Below are 14438 nucleotides of genomic sequence, written 5' to 3'. Positions count from 1 at the left end.
ACTTTGCTTTGCCGCCTGTCACACGCGGCGGGGCAGAATGTTTCCCCCGAGACCAGGCATTTGTCGTGCCGTCTTACGACGCAGCGGACAGATGCGAGCTAACCGAGGATTAGAGAATGGCTGATATTACTGCTGCTCTGGTAAAAGAGCTGCGCGAGCGCACTGGCGCTGGCATGATGGACTGTAAAAAAGCGCTGACCGAAGCCAGTGGCGACATTGAGCTGGCGATTGAAAACATGCGTAAGTCTGGCGCGATCAAAGCCGCTAAAAAAGCAGGCAACGTGGCCGCTGATGGCGTGATCAAAACCAAAATCGAAGGCAACTACGGTGTGATTCTGGAAGTAAACTGCCAGACTGACTTCGTTGCTAAAGATGGTGGTTTCCAGGCGTTTGCTGATAAAGTGCTGGATGCTGCATTGGCTGGCAAAATCACCGATGTTGAAGTGTTGAAAGCGCAGTTCGAAGAAGAACGCGTGGCGCTGGTGGCCAAAATCGGTGAAAACATCAACATCCGTCGCGTTTCCTCGCTGGAAGGCGATGTGCTGGGCAGCTACCTGCACGGTGCACGTATCGGCGTTCTGATTTCCGCTAAAAATGCTGATGAAGAACTGGTTAAGCAAATTGCTATGCACGTCGCCGCCAGCAAGCCAGAATTTGTTAAGCCAGAAGACGTGTCTGCTGATGTGGTTGAGAAAGAGTACCAGGTCCAGCTCGACATCGCCATGCAGTCTGGTAAGCCAAAAGAAATCGCAGAGAAAATGGTTGAAGGCCGTATGAAGAAATTCACCGGCGAAGTTTCTCTGACCGGTCAGCCTTTCGTTATCGATCCAGGCAAAACCGTTGGTCAGGTGCTGAAAGAGAAGAATGCTGACGTGATTAACTTCATCCGTTTCGAAGTGGGTGAGGGCATTGAGAAAGCTGAAACTGATTTCGCTGCTGAAGTTGCAGCGATGTCCAAACAGTCTTAATCGTCTGAAAAGAACCGCCAACCGGCGGTTCTTTTTTACCTGCTGTCTCTCAGCGCATTTTCAGTCTCATCCCAATAGCATTTTGTTGCAGCTGGTAGGATGATTGACAGGATTTAACATTTCACCCCGATAAATATCTTCCAGGAAAAAAACCATGGCGACCAATGCAAAACCTGTATATCAACGTATCCTGCTGAAACTGAGTGGCGAAGCCCTGCAAGGTGCTGAAGGCTTTGGTATTGATGCCAGTGTGCTGGATCGTATGGCTCAGGAAGTGAAAGAACTGGTGGAGCTGGGCATTCAGGTTGGTGTGGTGATTGGTGGCGGTAATCTGTTCCGCGGTGCCGGTCTGGCACAGGCCGGTATGAACCGGGTTGTCGGTGACCACATGGGGATGCTGGCGACCGTAATGAATGGTCTGGCAATGCGTGATGCCCTCCATCGTGCCTATGTTAATGCCCGTCTGATGTCTGCCATTCCTCTGAATGGCGTATGTGATAATTACAGCTGGGCAGAGGCCATTAGTCTGTTGCGTAACAATCGCGTGGTGATCTTCTCTGCCGGAACAGGTAACCCGTTCTTTACCACGGATTCAGCGGCCTGTTTGCGTGGCATTGAGATTGAAGCCGACGTGGTGTTGAAAGCGACCAAAGTGGATGGTGTTTATTCTGCCGATCCGGTAAAAAACCCTGAAGCGACGCTGTTTGAACGCATCAGCTATGCTGATGTGCTGGACAAGGAACTGAAGGTGATGGACCTGGCTGCCTTTACGCTGGCCCGTGACCATAAGCTGCCTATCCGCGTATTCAATATGAATAAGCCTGGGGCACTGCGCCGGGTGGTGATGGGTGAAAAAGAAGGCACGCTGATTACGCAATAATATCAGTCAGCAGATAAAATAAGGTATATTCTGCTTTCGCGGTGCCTTACGCACTACAGAATCATAACGATGACTATGTTGCAGCCGGCTTATTACAACGCCTGGCCGGTCAACCAGAATTCAAGGGTTTCAATGTGATTAACGAAATCAAAAAAGATGCAGAAACGCGTATGGATAAATGCGTGGAAGCATTCAAAAACAATATCAGTAAAATCCGCACGGGCCGTGCATCCCCCAGTATTCTTGACGGCATTATGGTCGAATACTACGGCGCTGCCACGCCGCTGCGCCAGCTGGCCAGCGTGACGGTAGAAGACTCACGTACGCTGAAAGTCAATGTTTTTGATCGTTCCATCAGCGCCGCCGTTGAAAAAGCGATCATGACCTCCGATCTGGGTTTAAATCCCAGCTCTGCCGGGAGCGATATCCGCGTGCCGCTGCCCGCGCTGACCGAAGAACGTCGTAAGGACCTGATCAAAATTGTCCGTGGTGAAGCGGAGCAGGGGCGCGTTTCTGTCCGTAACGTTCGCCGCGACGCTAACGATAAAGTGAAAGTGTTGTTGAAAGACAAAGCGATCAGTGAAGACGAAGAACGTCGTTCTCAGGATGATATTCAGAAGATGACTGATATTTGCATCAAAAAAGTGGATGCCGCGCTGGCAGAAAAAGAAGCGGAACTGATGGAGTTCTGAGTTTCCGGTGCAGCGCTAAAACGCCGTACAGATTGCCGTTCGTTTGGGTGGACAGTCTTGCGGCGTTTTGCTTTTATTGCCCGTCTGACCTACCGGCCAGACTGTTTCACAGGCCACGACACAGAGTACTTTCATGAAGCAATTAACCATTCTTGGTTCAACCGGTTCTATCGGGACCAGCACGCTGGCTGTGATTGGAGCGAATCCCCATCTGTTCTCGGTAAAAGCGCTGGTGGCAGGCCATAATGTTGAACTGATGGCCGCTCAATGTCTTACTTTCCGGCCAGCCCTGGCGGCGATGGCGGATGAAGTTTCTGCTTCAGCACTGCGTATTCGCCTTCAAGACATGAATGTGACAACGGAAGTACTGAGTGGGGAGCAGGCAGCCTGTGAACTGGCGGCGCTGGACGATGTGGATCAGGTTATGGCGGCGATTGTCGGTGCAGCGGGATTGATGCCCACCCTGGCCGCCATTCGTGCCGGAAAACAGGTGCTTCTCGCCAATAAAGAGTCACTGGTTACCTGTGGACGGCTGTTTATGCAGGCGGTGAGTGCGTCAAACGCGCAATTGCTGCCTGTTGACAGCGAACATAACGCCATTTTTCAGAGTTTGCCTGCTTCCCTTCAGCAGCAGTTAGGTTACGCTTCTCTAGAGGATAATGGCATAGAAAGCATTATCCTCACGGGATCGGGTGGCCCCTTTCGTGACGCGCCACTGGCCGATCTGGTGCATATGACACCCGATCAGGCCTGTGCCCATCCGAACTGGTCGATGGGACGTAAGATTTCCGTCGATTCGGCCACCATGATGAATAAAGGTCTGGAATATATCGAAGCCCGCTGGCTGTTTAATGCAACAGACGCTCAGATGGAAGTCATTCTGCATCCTCAGTCGGTGATACATTCAATGGTGCGGTACCGTGATGGCAGTGTGCTTGCGCAACTTGGATCGCCAGATATGCGCACACCAATCGCACATGTGATGGCCTGGCCGCGGCGTGTTCAGTCCGGTGCGAAATCGCTGGATTTTGCCCGAATGGGCGCAATGACATTTTCCGAGCCTGATTATGCGCGCTATCCTTGCCTGAAACTGGCCATTGATGCCTGTAAAGCCGGTCAGGCGGCGACCACTGCCCTGAACGCAGCCAATGAAATCGCCGTCGCTGCATTTTTGGATTCTCAGATACGTTTCACGGATATTGCGGCCGTCAATTCCACCGTTATGGAAACGCTCCACTGTGCAGAGCCAGATAGTGTGGAGGCCGTTTTGGCAATCGATCGCCAGGCTCGTGCTGCTGCGACAGCTTGCCTTTCTGCTTTCAGTCAGTGACGATAATTCGCTCTGGGATCCTGTCGCTATTTGTGGCCGGTGGGCGTAGATGATATAGTCTCCGCCCGCTGAATGAGAATGACGTTGTATTGAGCGGTATGCATGGCCGTGTGAAACACGGCTTTTTTGCGTCGAGCGGGTAGATATTTCAGAAACCGTTGTATTTCTGATTAAAGGAAATAATTACGCGTTATGTCGTCCGAAAATCAATTAAAAACCGATGACTTCCTGGGAGATAATCCCCGTCATGTGGCCATCATTATGGATGGCAATGGCCGCTGGGCTAAAAATCGGGGAAAACTCCGTATTTTGGGCCATAAAGCCGGAGTGAAATCGGTTCGTCGTGCTGTCAGTTTCGCCGTAAGCAACAAGCTGAAAGCACTCACCTTATATGCTTTCAGCAGTGAGAACTGGAACCGTCCGCCGCAGGAAGTCATGGCGCTGATGCAACTGTTCGTTTGGGCGCTCGACAGCGAAGTCAAAAGTTTGCACAAGCACAATGTCCGACTGCGAGTTATTGGCGACGTCAGTCGTTTCAATGCCCGACTGCAGGCATGCATTCGTCGCGCTGAGGAACTCACTCAACAAAATGATGGACTCACCCTGAACATTGCCGCGAATTATGGCGGGCGTTGGGATATTATTCACGGCGTCAGAAAAATAGCGGAGCAGGTTCAGGAAGGCCTGATTCTTCCAGACCAGATTGAGGAAGAGACGCTGGGTCAGCATCTTTGCCTCAATGAACTGGTGCCGGTGGATCTGGTAATAAGGACGGGAGGAGAACATCGAATCAGTAATTTCTTGCTGTGGCAGGTAGCCTACGCGGAATTCTTTTTCACTGATATTCTCTGGCCTGATTTTGATGAACACGTTTTTGAAGGTGCCCTGAATGCTTTTGCACAACGAGAGCGTCGCTTTGGCGGTGCAGCACCCGGCGGCGTCTGAGCGCACTGGGGGTAATCTTTGCTGAAGTCTCGCCTGATTACCGCGTTTGTACTTATTCCAATTGTGATTGCAGCACTGTTTTTGCTGCCTCCCCCGGCATTTGCCATCGTTGTTATGGCGGTCTGTATGCTTGCTGCCTGGGAATGGGGGCAATTTGCCGGGCTGGCCTCGCACTCGCAGCGTATCTGGCTGGCTCTGTTATGCGGGCTGCTGCTGGCGTTCATGATGTTTACGTTACCTGCCTGGCATCACTCTGTTCATCAGCCGCAGATAGCCTTTTCGCTGTGGGCTGCTCTGGGCTGGTGGGGGTGCGCTTTACTGTTAGTGGTTTTTTATCCGGTTTCTGCCTCTCTCTGGCGTTGTTCAAGGGCGCTGCGTCTGCTCTTTGGGGTGCTGACGATTGTGCCATTTTTCTGGAGTATGCTGACCCTGCGTCAGTATCACTACGAAGCGGACCGTTTTGCCGGTGCCTGGTGGTTACTGTACGTCATGTTCCTGGTCTGGGGAGCCGATTCTGGCGCTTACCTGTTTGGTCGTCTGTTCGGTAAGCACAAACTGGCACCTAAAGTCTCTCCGGGTAAAACCCTGGAGGGTTTTTTCGGTGGACTGGTGACGTCAGCGCTGATTGCCTGGCTGTTCAGCCTGTGGGCGCCGTTAAAGGTGTCCGTAGACACGCTGTTAATCTGTTCTGTCGCTGCTGCACTGGCTTCTGTGCTGGGCGATTTAAGTGAAAGTATGTTTAAGCGTGAGGCCGGCATCAAAGACAGTGGCAACCTGATCCCAGGACACGGAGGAATATTGGATCGTATTGATAGCCTTACCGCAGCAGTCCCGGTATTTACCTGCTTACTGCTGTTGGTTTTCGGAACGCTATAAGGGATTACTATGCTGAGTATACTCTGGAGCCTGGGAGCTTTTATCGTCGCGCTGGGTGTACTGATTACGGTTCATGAATTTGGCCACTTCTGGGTTGCGCGCCGCTGTGGTGTAAAAGTAGAGCGTTTTTCGGTTGGCTTCGGCAAGGCACTGTGGCGCCGTAGCGATCGACAGGGAACGGAATATGTCATCGCGTTGATCCCCTTGGGGGGCTACGTGAAAATGCTTGATGAACGGGTTGAAACCGTTCCGCCTGAGCTTCGTCACCGGGCTTTTAATCATAAAACCGTCTCACAGCGTGCCGCCATTATTGCCGCTGGCCCCCTTGCTAACTTTATCTTCGCCATTTTTGCCTGGTGGCTGGTTTTTATCATTGGTGTGCCCGGTATTCGCCCTGTGGTTGGTGAAATAGTGAACGGTTCGCCTGCCGGAGTGGCGCAAATTGTTCCTGGCATGGAACTTAAGGCTATTGATGGTATCGAAACGCCTGACTGGGATGCTGTACGCATGGCACTGGTGTCGAAAATAGGTGACCCGGAAACGGTGCTCAGCATGGTGCCCTTTGGTACCAGTCAGCTCGCTGAAAAGCGTGTTGATTTGCGTCACTGGCAGTTCGATCCGGCCAGACAGGATCCGATTACTTCGCTGGGGATCCGTCCTCGAGGCCCGCAGATTGAAACTGTACTGGCTGAAGTACAGGCCAACTCAGCGGCCCAAAAGGCGGGTTTGCAAGCAGGTGACAGGATCGTTAAAGTCGATGGTCAGCCGTTGGACCAGTGGCAGCATTTCGTTACGCTGGTGCGGGATAATCCCGGTAAAGCGTTGTCGATAGAGGTGGAGCGTCAGGCAGGCTTGCTGGCGCTGACGCTGACGCCGGACGTAAAGCAAGGCGGTAAAGCAGTGGGGTTTGCCGGGGTTGTCCCGCGTATTATCCCGTTGCCGGACGAATATAAAACGGTTCGTCAGTATGGACCCTTTTCGGCAATCGGTGAGGCCAGTGCAAAAACCTGGCAGTTGATGAAGCTGACGGTGAACATGCTGGGTAAACTGATTGCTGGCGAAGTGAAGTTAAACAATCTCAGCGGGCCGATTTCAATCGCCCAGGGTGCTGGGATGTCGGCGGAATATGGCTTGATCTACTATCTGATGTTCCTGGCTCTGATCAGCGTGAACCTCGGTATTATCAATCTGTTTCCCTTGCCGGTATTAGATGGTGGGCATTTGTTGTTCCTCGCGATCGAAAAGATCAAGGGTGGGCCGGTGTCTGAGCGAGTTCAGGACTTCAGTTATCGCATTGGCTCAATTTTGCTGGTGTTGTTAATGGGGCTTGCACTATTCAATGATTTTTCGCGTCTCTGATCTGCCATCAGGCAGATGTGGTGCGAAAACCAGTTAGGAAGAATGCATAATAACGATGGCGATGAAAAAGTTGCTCATAGCGTCGCTGCTGTTTAGCAGCGTTACCGTATACGCGGCAGACGGCTTCGTAGTGAAGGATATTCATTTCGAAGGCCTGCAACGGGTCGCCGTCGGGGCGGCATTGCTTAGTATGCCTGTCCGCGTAGGAGATTCCGTCTCAGATGAAGATATCAGTAATACCATTCGTGCGCTGTTTGCCACCGGGAACTTCGAGGATGTCCAGGTATTGCGCGATGGTAACACGCTGATCGTTCAGGTGAAGGAGCGCCCTACCATTGCCAGCATCACCTTCTCCGGCAACAAAGCGGTGAAAGATGACATGCTCAAGCAGAACCTGGAAGCATCGGGTGTGCGCGTCGGGGAAGCCCTTGACCGCACCACCATCTCTTCCATTGAAAAGGGCCTGGAAGACTTCTACTACAGCGTGGGTAAATACAGTGCCAACGTTAAAGCCGTAGTCACGCCACTGCCCCGCAACCGTGTCGACCTGAAGCTGGTGTTTACCGAAGGGGTTTCCGCCAAAATTCAGCAGATCAACGTTGTGGGCAACAAGGCCTTTAGCTCTGATGAATTGATCTCCCGCTTCCAGCTGCGTGATGAAGTTCCGTGGTGGAATGTGGTCGGCGATCGCAAATACCAGAAGCAGAAACTGGCGGGTGATCTGGAAACCCTGCGTAGCTTCTATCTGGATCGCGGCTATGCCCGTTTCAACATTGATTCGACTCAGGTCAGTCTGACGCCGGACAAGAAGGGCATTTATATCACCATTAACATCACCGAAGGCGATCAATATAAGCTCTCAGGCGTGGTGGTTAACGGTAGTATGGCGGGCCATTCTGCGGAAGTGGAAAGCCTGACTAAAGTCAAACCGGGTGAACTCTATAACGGTGCCAAAGTCACCAAAATGGAAGACGACATCAAGAAGATGTTTGGTCGCTACGGTTACGCTTATCCACGCGTGATGACCCAGCCTGAAATCAATGATGCGGATAAAACCGTCAAGCTGCATGTCAATGTGGACGCCGGAAACCGTTATTACGTACGTAAGGTGCGCTTCGAAGGTAACGATACCTCCAAAGATTCCGTTCTGCGCCGCGAAATGCGTCAGATGGAAGGCGCGTGGCTGGGTAGCAACCTGGTTGAACAGGGCAAAGAACGTCTGAACCGCACCGGCTATTTTGAAACGGTCGAAACTGAAACTCAGCGTGTACCGGGGTCGCCAGATCAGGTAGACGTCGTTTATAAGGTGAAAGAACGTAACACGGGCACCTTTAACTTTGGTGTGGGTTACGGCACAGAGAGTGGCGTCAGCTTCCAGGTCGGTGTCACTCAGGACAACTGGTTGGGAACGGGTAACACCGTTGGTATCAGCGGCACCAAAAATGACTACCAGACCTATGCCGAATTCTCACTGACCGATCCTTACTTCACGGTGGATGGTGTCAGCCTGGGCGGTCGCATTTTCTATAATGATTTCAAAGCGGATGATGCTGACCTTTCTGACTATACCAACAAGAGTTATGGTCTGGATGGCACGCTTGGCTTCCCGGTGAATGAGAATAATACCCTGCGCGTTGGGTTGGGTTATGTTCACAACGATCTGTCCAACATGCAGCCGCAAATTGCGATGTTCCGTTATCTGCGCTCCGTAGGCCAGGATCCAGGCACGACTTCTGACGCTGATTATTCTGCCGATGACTTCACCTTCAACTACGGCTGGACCTACAATAATCTTGACCGTGGCTTCTTCCCAACGTCAGGTAACCGTACTAATCTGAACGGAAAAGTGACGATTCCGGGTTCAGATAATGCTTTCTACAAGGCAACGCTGGATACTCAGCAATATATGCCGCTGAACCAGGATCATACCTGGGTGTTGCTGGGCCGTGGGAAAGTTGGCTACGGTGGCGGATTGAATGGCAAAGAGCTGCCATTCTATGAAAACTTCTATGCCGGTGGCTCCAGCACCGTGCGTGGTTTCCGCTCCAATACCATCGGTCCGAAAGCGGCATACTACAACAACGGTTCCAGCACCTGTTCAACGGGCGTTTACTGTAATTCAAGTGATGCTGTGGGCGGCAACGCGATGGCAACTGCCAGCGCTGAACTGATTACCCCAACCCCATTCCTGAGCGATAAATACGCTAATTCAGTACGTACGTCGCTGTTTGTTGACGCCGGTACGGTATGGGATACCAACTGGGAAAATACGGCTGAGACTCGTGCTGCGGGTATTCCTGATTACAGTGATCCGGGCAATATTCGTATGTCTGCCGGTCTGGCATTACAGTGGATGTCTCCGCTGGGGCCTCTGGTGTTCTCTTACGCCCAGCCGTTTAAAAAGTATGATGGAGATAAGGCCGAGCAGTTCCAGTTTAACATTGGTAAAACCTGGTAAGCCGGTTTGGCAGGGTTGCTGAGGGAAAGAGGGGTTTTCGCTTTCCCATCGCTTGCGGTGGTTACTGCAAGTCTCGCGCAGTGAACAGGCAACTTTGGGTTGCCTGAACGCGTAACACCTGTGTCGAAGACACAAACGTTAATGGTAAGGAGTTTTATAGTGAAAAAGTTGTTGTGTGCCGCAGGCCTTTCTCTTGCTCTGGCGGTTTCCGCTGGTGTCCAGGCTGCTGACAAAATTGCAGTGGTGAACGTTTCCAGCATTTTCCAACAGTTACCAGCGCGTGCGACAGTTGCGAAACAGCTCGAATCTGAGTTTAAAGGCCGTGCAACCGAACTGCAGGGAATGGAAAGCGATCTGCAAACTAAAATGCAGAAATTGCAGCGTGATGGTTCAACCATGAAAGCCAGCGAACGTAGCCGCATGGAAAAAGACATCATGGCTCAGCGTGAGACTTTCCAGACAAAAGCTCAGGCTTTTGAACAGGATAACCGTCGTCGCCAGGCTGAAGAACGCAATAAAATCCTGAGCCGTATCCAGGATGCCGTTAAGAAAGTGGCTGATGACGAAGGTTACGATGTGGTTATCGATGCTAACGCGGTAGCTTACGCTGGCAAGTCCAAAGACATCACTGCTGATGTACTGAAACAGGTTAAATAATTGATGCCTTCGATTCGACTGGCTGATTTAGCCCAGCAGTTGGATGCAGATTTGCACGGAGATGGCGAAATTGTCATCTCCGGCATTGCTTCTGTACAATCTGCCCAGGCAGGACAAATCACTTTTCTTTCAAACAGCCGCCATCGCGACCAGCTTGCTGACTGCCATGCTTCCGCTGTTGTATTGTTGGAAGCGGACAGGGAATGTTTCCCGGGGGCAACCCTGGTGGTTAAAAATCCTTATCTGTCCTATGCGCGCATGGCGCAAATTCTTGACAGTACTCCGCTGCCTGCAAGCAGCATTGCCGCCAGTGCTGTCATTGATCCCAGTGCCACGCTTGGCGAAAATGTCGCTGTTGGCGCGAATGCCGTGATTGAATCCGGCGTTAAGCTGGGTGATAACGTGGTGATTGGTCCGGGGTGCTTCGTGGGTAAAAATACCCGCATTGGCAGCGGCTCGCGTTTGTGGGCCAACGTAACGGTTTACCATGAAATTCAGATCGGTGAGCGCTGTCTGATCCAGTCGGGTACCGTGATCGGTGCTGATGGTTTTGGCTATGCGAACGATCGTGGTAACTGGGTGAAGATCCCTCAGTTGGGCACGGTGGTGATTGGCGATGCGGTGGAGATTGGTGCCTGCACCACGATCGATCGCGGTGCGTTGGATAACACTCAAATTGGGAATGGTGTTATCATTGATAACCAATGCCAGATTGCGCATAACGTGGTGATTGGTGACAATACAGCCGTTGCTGGTGGCGTCATCATGGCTGGCAGTCTGAAAATTGGCCGCTACTGCATGATTGGCGGGGCCAGTGTGATAAATGGTCACATGGAGATTTGTGACAAGGTGACGGTAACGGGAATGGGAATGGTGATGCGACCAATTACCGAACCTGGGGTATACTCTTCCGGGATCCCGCTGCAACCGAACAAAATCTGGCGTAAAACCGCCGCGCTGGTAATGAACATTGATGAAATGAGCAAGCGCTTAAAAAACATCGAACGCAAGGTTGGGAAAGACTGACAGAGTTTTATGACCAGACCGGTGGCCCACTTTCATAAATACATAAAGTAAATCATGGAAGCTTGCGGACGGAAACTGATTTGCGGCCTGCGAAGAGTCTTATCGATCTTTGCAGGCCGTGTTATTGATGCCATCAGAATTTTTTAGGACAGGAAGAGTATTTTGACTACTGAAACGCATACTCTGAAGATTGAAGAGATTATTGAACTACTGCCGCACCGCTATCCGTTTCTGCTGGTTGATCGCGTGCTTGAGTTTGAAGAGCACAAATTCCTGCGTGCAGTAAAAAACGTATCGGTCAACGAACCCTTTTTCCAGGGCCATTTCCCTGGTAAACCGATTTTTCCCGGTGTGCTAATTCTAGAGGCTATGGCGCAGGCAACCGGTATTCTGGCGTTTAAAAGCGTTGGAAAACTGGAGCCTGGTGAGCTGTATTACTTTGCCGGTATTGATGAAGCACGTTTTAAACGGCCGGTGGTGCCTGGCGATCAAATGATCATGGATGTGACGTTTGAAAAAACCCGCCGTGGTCTGACGCGTTTTAAAGGCGTGGCAACCGTTGACGGTAAAATTGTCTGCGAAGCAACAATGATGTGTGCCCGCAGCCGGGAGACATGATGCATGATTGATGAGACTGCTGTTATCCACCCAGGTTCCGTGATTGAAGAGGGGGCCATTATTGGTGCCCGCGTTCATATTGGCCCATTTTGCTTCATTGGTGCAAATGTTGAGATTGGTGAAGGTACTGTCCTGAAATCTCACGTTGTGATTAACGGTCATACCCGCATTGGTAAAGACAACATCATTTACCAGTTTGCGACTATTGGTGAAGTGAATCAGGATCTTAAATACGCCGATGAGCCGACCCGCGTTGAAGTGGGCGATCGCAACAGTATCCGTGAAAGCGTTACTATTCATCGCGGCACCATTCAGGCCGATGGCGTAACCAAAGTTGGCAGTGGCAATTTGCTGATGGTAAATGCGCATGTTGCTCACGATTGCGTTATTGGCGACAACTGTATTCTTGCCAATAATGCCACGCTTGCCGGGCATGTGACCGTGGATGATTTCGCCATTATTGGTGGTATGACAGCCGTTCATCAGTTCTGCACTATCGGGGCACACGTTATGGTTGGCGGCTGTTCTGGCGTTGCGCAGGATGTGCCACCATATGTGATAGCTCAAGGCAATCACGCCACGCCATTTGGTATCAATCTGGTAGGGCTACAACGTCGCGGCTTTAGTAAAAGCGCACTACAGGCGATACGTAATGCTTATAAGGTGCTTTATCGCAGTGGTAAAACCCTTGATGAAGTAAAGCCTGAAATCGCTGAAATCGCCCGCGAGCATCCTGAAGTACAGCCTTTCTACGATTTCTTTGCCCGTTCCACGCGAGGCCTGATCCGTTAACTTATGTCTTTATTATCAGACAACGCTCCCGGACATAATGATGTTCCCCGTGCGCTGACCATTGCGCTGGTCGCCGGGGAAACCTCTGGCGATATTCTTGGCGCTGGCCTGATTCGTGCTCTGAAGGAAAAGCATCCTGATACTCGCTTCGTTGGTGTGGCAGGACCGCTGATGCAGGCCGAAGGTTGTGAGGCCTGGTATGAGATGGAAGAGCTGGCGGTGATGGGAGTGGTGGAGGTGCTTGGTCGCCTGCCTCGTCTGTTGAAAATTCGCCGCGATCTCACCCAACGCTTCACCGGGTTGCAACCTGACGTATTTGTCGGTATTGATGCGCCAGATTTCAATATTACCCTTGAGGGGCGTCTTAAGCAGCGCGGTATCCGTACGATTCATTATGTCAGTCCATCGGTCTGGGCGTGGCGTCAGAAGCGCGTATTTAAAATCGGCCGTTCCACCGATTTGGTGCTGGCGTTTTTGCCCTTTGAAAAAGCGTTTTACGATCGTTTTAATGTACCCTGCCGCTTTATCGGCCATACCATGGCGGATGCCATGCCAGTGATCCCGAACAAACGCGCCGCACGCCTGGAGCTGGGTATTGCCGATTCGGCTCCCTGTCTGGCATTGCTGCCCGGTAGCCGCAGTGCGGAAGTGGAAATGCTCAGCGCCGATTTTCTGAAAACAGCTGTGCTGTTGCGTAAGAAATGGCCCGATCTCGACATCGTTGTGCCTCTGGTGAATTCACGCCGTCGGCAACAGTTTGAAAAAATTAAAGCGGAAGTGGCACCCGATTTGTCAATACATCTTCTGGATGGTAAGGGCCGTCAGGCGATGATTGCCAGTGATGTCGCTTTGCTGGCCTCCGGCACGGCGGCGTTGGAATGTATGCTGGCGAAATGTCCGATGGTGGTCGGCTACCGCATGAAGCCTTTTACCTTCTGGCTGGCGAAACGTCTGATAAAAACAGCGTACGTATCGCTGCCTAATCTGCTGGCCGGGCGTGAGCTGGTGAAAGAGCTGTTGCAGGAAGAGTGTCAGCCGGAACAGCTGGCCGCGGCGCTGGAGCCGTTGCTGGCAGAAAGCGAGGCCCGCGACGCGCTGCTGGCTACTTTCACTGAATTACATCATCAGATTCGCTGGAATGCAGATGAGCAGGCAGCTGAAGCGGTACTGGAGCTGTGCCAGTGAGCCATTTCATCTATCCCATTGCCACCTGCATTGCCGGCGTGGACGAAGTAGGTCGTGGCCCACTGGTTGGTGCAGTGGTAACGGCGGCGGTGATCCTTGACCCTCTGAAACCCATTAGCGGACTGGCTGATTCAAAAAAGCTCTCTGAAAAACGTCGTATTGCGCTGTTTGATGAGATCAAAGACAAGGCGTTAAGCTGGAGCCTGGGCCGCGCGGAACCAGAGGAAATTGACCAACTCAATATTCTGCATGCCACCATGCTGGCGATGCAACGCGCGGTGGCTAACCTTGCGGTTACGCCTGATTTAGTGCTGATTGATGGTAACCGCTGCCCGGCACTGCCAATGGCATCGCAGGCAGTGATAAAAGGCGACAGCCTGGTTGCTGAAATCAGTGCCGCCTCTATTATTGCTAAAGTATCGCGTGACCGCGAGATGGCTGAACTGGATCGGCTGTTTCCGCAATATGGTTTTGCGCAGCATAAAGGCTATCCGACGGCGCTACATTTGGAAAAGCTGACACAATATGGCGTCACGCCACACCATCGGCGCAGTTTTGCCCCCGTTCGCAATGCGTTGCTGGATGCCGACGTTGCGGCTTCAGTTGGCACTGCACCGTAGCTTTTATTTCACAGCGTTGAGCGGAATCAGAG

At 51.8% G+C, this 14438-nt stretch carries 14 protein-coding genes; all 14 read left to right on the top strand.

Annotation, left to right across the window (positions count from 1 at the left end; all coding sequences use genetic code 11):
- The first annotated feature begins 116 nt into the window (after nt 1-116).
- Nucleotides 117-968, top strand: coding sequence for a translation elongation factor Ts (tsf, locus tag EB241_RS08875; protein ID WP_124232836.1), 852 nt, complete (start codon nt 117-119; stop codon nt 966-968).
- A 154-nt stretch (nt 969-1122) separates the two neighbouring features.
- Nucleotides 1123-1848 (top strand): UMP kinase, encoded by a 726-nt coding sequence (pyrH, locus tag EB241_RS08870; RefSeq protein WP_124232835.1) that lies wholly within the window; start codon nt 1123-1125, stop codon nt 1846-1848.
- A gap of 134 nt (nt 1849-1982) precedes the next feature.
- Complete coding sequence (gene frr / locus EB241_RS08865) at nt 1983-2540, top strand: ribosome recycling factor (RefSeq protein ID WP_124232834.1); 558 nt, start codon at nt 1983-1985, stop codon at nt 2538-2540.
- A gap of 133 nt (nt 2541-2673) precedes the next feature.
- Nucleotides 2674-3870 (top strand): 1-deoxy-D-xylulose-5-phosphate reductoisomerase, encoded by a 1197-nt coding sequence (gene ispC / locus EB241_RS08860; protein ID WP_124232833.1) that lies wholly within the window; start codon nt 2674-2676, stop codon nt 3868-3870.
- Nucleotides 3871-4062: 192 nt separating this feature from the next.
- Entirely contained in the window at nt 4063-4815 is a 753-nt protein-coding gene (ispU, locus tag EB241_RS08855; protein ID WP_124232832.1) for a (2E,6E)-farnesyl-diphosphate-specific ditrans,polycis-undecaprenyl-diphosphate synthase, read from the top strand.
- 18 nt (nt 4816-4833) lie between these two features.
- Nucleotides 4834-5691 carry a phosphatidate cytidylyltransferase gene (cdsA, locus tag EB241_RS08850; protein ID WP_124232831.1) on the top strand — a complete coding sequence of 286 codons (858 nt, stop codon included), beginning with the start codon at nt 4834-4836 and terminating at the stop codon, nt 5689-5691.
- A 9-nt stretch (nt 5692-5700) separates the two neighbouring features.
- Complete coding sequence (rseP, locus tag EB241_RS08845; protein ID WP_124232830.1) at nt 5701-7050, top strand: sigma E protease regulator RseP; 1350 nt, start codon at nt 5701-5703, stop codon at nt 7048-7050.
- 55 nt (nt 7051-7105) lie between these two features.
- Nucleotides 7106-9508: an outer membrane protein assembly factor BamA gene (gene bamA, locus EB241_RS08840; RefSeq protein WP_124232829.1), complete on the top strand. Its 2403-nt coding sequence runs from the start codon at nt 7106-7108 to the stop codon at nt 9506-9508.
- 159 nt (nt 9509-9667) lie between these two features.
- Complete coding sequence (skp, locus tag EB241_RS08835; RefSeq protein ID WP_124232828.1) at nt 9668-10165, top strand: molecular chaperone Skp; 498 nt, start codon at nt 9668-9670, stop codon at nt 10163-10165.
- Between the two features lie 3 nt (nt 10166-10168).
- Nucleotides 10169-11191 carry a UDP-3-O-(3-hydroxymyristoyl)glucosamine N-acyltransferase gene (gene lpxD / locus EB241_RS08830; RefSeq protein ID WP_124232827.1) on the top strand — a complete coding sequence of 341 codons (1023 nt, stop codon included), beginning with the start codon at nt 10169-10171 and terminating at the stop codon, nt 11189-11191.
- Between the two features lie 162 nt (nt 11192-11353).
- Nucleotides 11354-11809, top strand: a complete 456-nt coding sequence (gene fabZ / locus EB241_RS08825; protein ID WP_124232826.1) for a 3-hydroxyacyl-ACP dehydratase FabZ — start codon at nt 11354-11356, stop codon at nt 11807-11809.
- Between the two features lie 3 nt (nt 11810-11812).
- Nucleotides 11813-12601 (top strand): acyl-ACP--UDP-N-acetylglucosamine O-acyltransferase, encoded by a 789-nt coding sequence (lpxA, locus tag EB241_RS08820; protein ID WP_124232825.1) that lies wholly within the window; start codon nt 11813-11815, stop codon nt 12599-12601.
- 3 nt (nt 12602-12604) lie between these two features.
- Complete coding sequence (gene lpxB, locus EB241_RS08815; RefSeq protein ID WP_124232824.1) at nt 12605-13786, top strand: lipid-A-disaccharide synthase; 1182 nt, start codon at nt 12605-12607, stop codon at nt 13784-13786.
- Nucleotides 13783-14406 carry a ribonuclease HII gene (rnhB, locus tag EB241_RS08810; protein ID WP_124232823.1) on the top strand — a complete coding sequence of 208 codons (624 nt, stop codon included), beginning with the start codon at nt 13783-13785 and terminating at the stop codon, nt 14404-14406. Before lpxB ends, rnhB begins: the two co-directional genes overlap by 4 nt.
- Nucleotides 14407-14438: the final 32 nt, after the last annotated feature.

It is taken from the genome of Erwinia psidii (genome assembly GCF_003846135.1).
Lineage (GTDB): Bacteria > Pseudomonadota > Gammaproteobacteria > Enterobacterales > Enterobacteriaceae > Erwinia > Erwinia psidii.
This window is presented reverse-complemented; position numbering and strand designations above follow the sequence as displayed.

What these genes read in the sequence shown, in the direction of transcription:
- ispC (WP_124232833.1), top strand. Translation starts at nt 2,674, where the DNA reads ATGAAGCAATTAACCATTCTTGGTTCAACCGGTTCTATCGGGACCAGC.
- pyrH (WP_124232835.1), top strand. Translation starts at nt 1,123, where the DNA reads ATGGCGACCAATGCAAAACCTGTATATCAACGTATCCTGCTGAAACTG.
- lpxA (WP_124232825.1), top strand. Translation starts at nt 11,813, where the DNA reads ATGATTGATGAGACTGCTGTTATCCACCCAGGTTCCGTGATTGAAGAG.
- tsf (WP_124232836.1), top strand. Translation starts at nt 117, where the DNA reads ATGGCTGATATTACTGCTGCTCTGGTAAAAGAGCTGCGCGAGCGCACT.
- bamA (WP_124232829.1), top strand. Translation starts at nt 7,106, where the DNA reads ATGGCGATGAAAAAGTTGCTCATAGCGTCGCTGCTGTTTAGCAGCGTT.
- rseP (WP_124232830.1), top strand. Translation starts at nt 5,701, where the DNA reads ATGCTGAGTATACTCTGGAGCCTGGGAGCTTTTATCGTCGCGCTGGGT.
- lpxD (WP_124232827.1), top strand. Translation starts at nt 10,169, where the DNA reads ATGCCTTCGATTCGACTGGCTGATTTAGCCCAGCAGTTGGATGCAGAT.
- ispU (WP_124232832.1), top strand. Translation starts at nt 4,063, where the DNA reads ATGTCGTCCGAAAATCAATTAAAAACCGATGACTTCCTGGGAGATAAT.
- lpxB (WP_124232824.1), top strand. Translation starts at nt 12,605, where the DNA reads ATGTCTTTATTATCAGACAACGCTCCCGGACATAATGATGTTCCCCGT.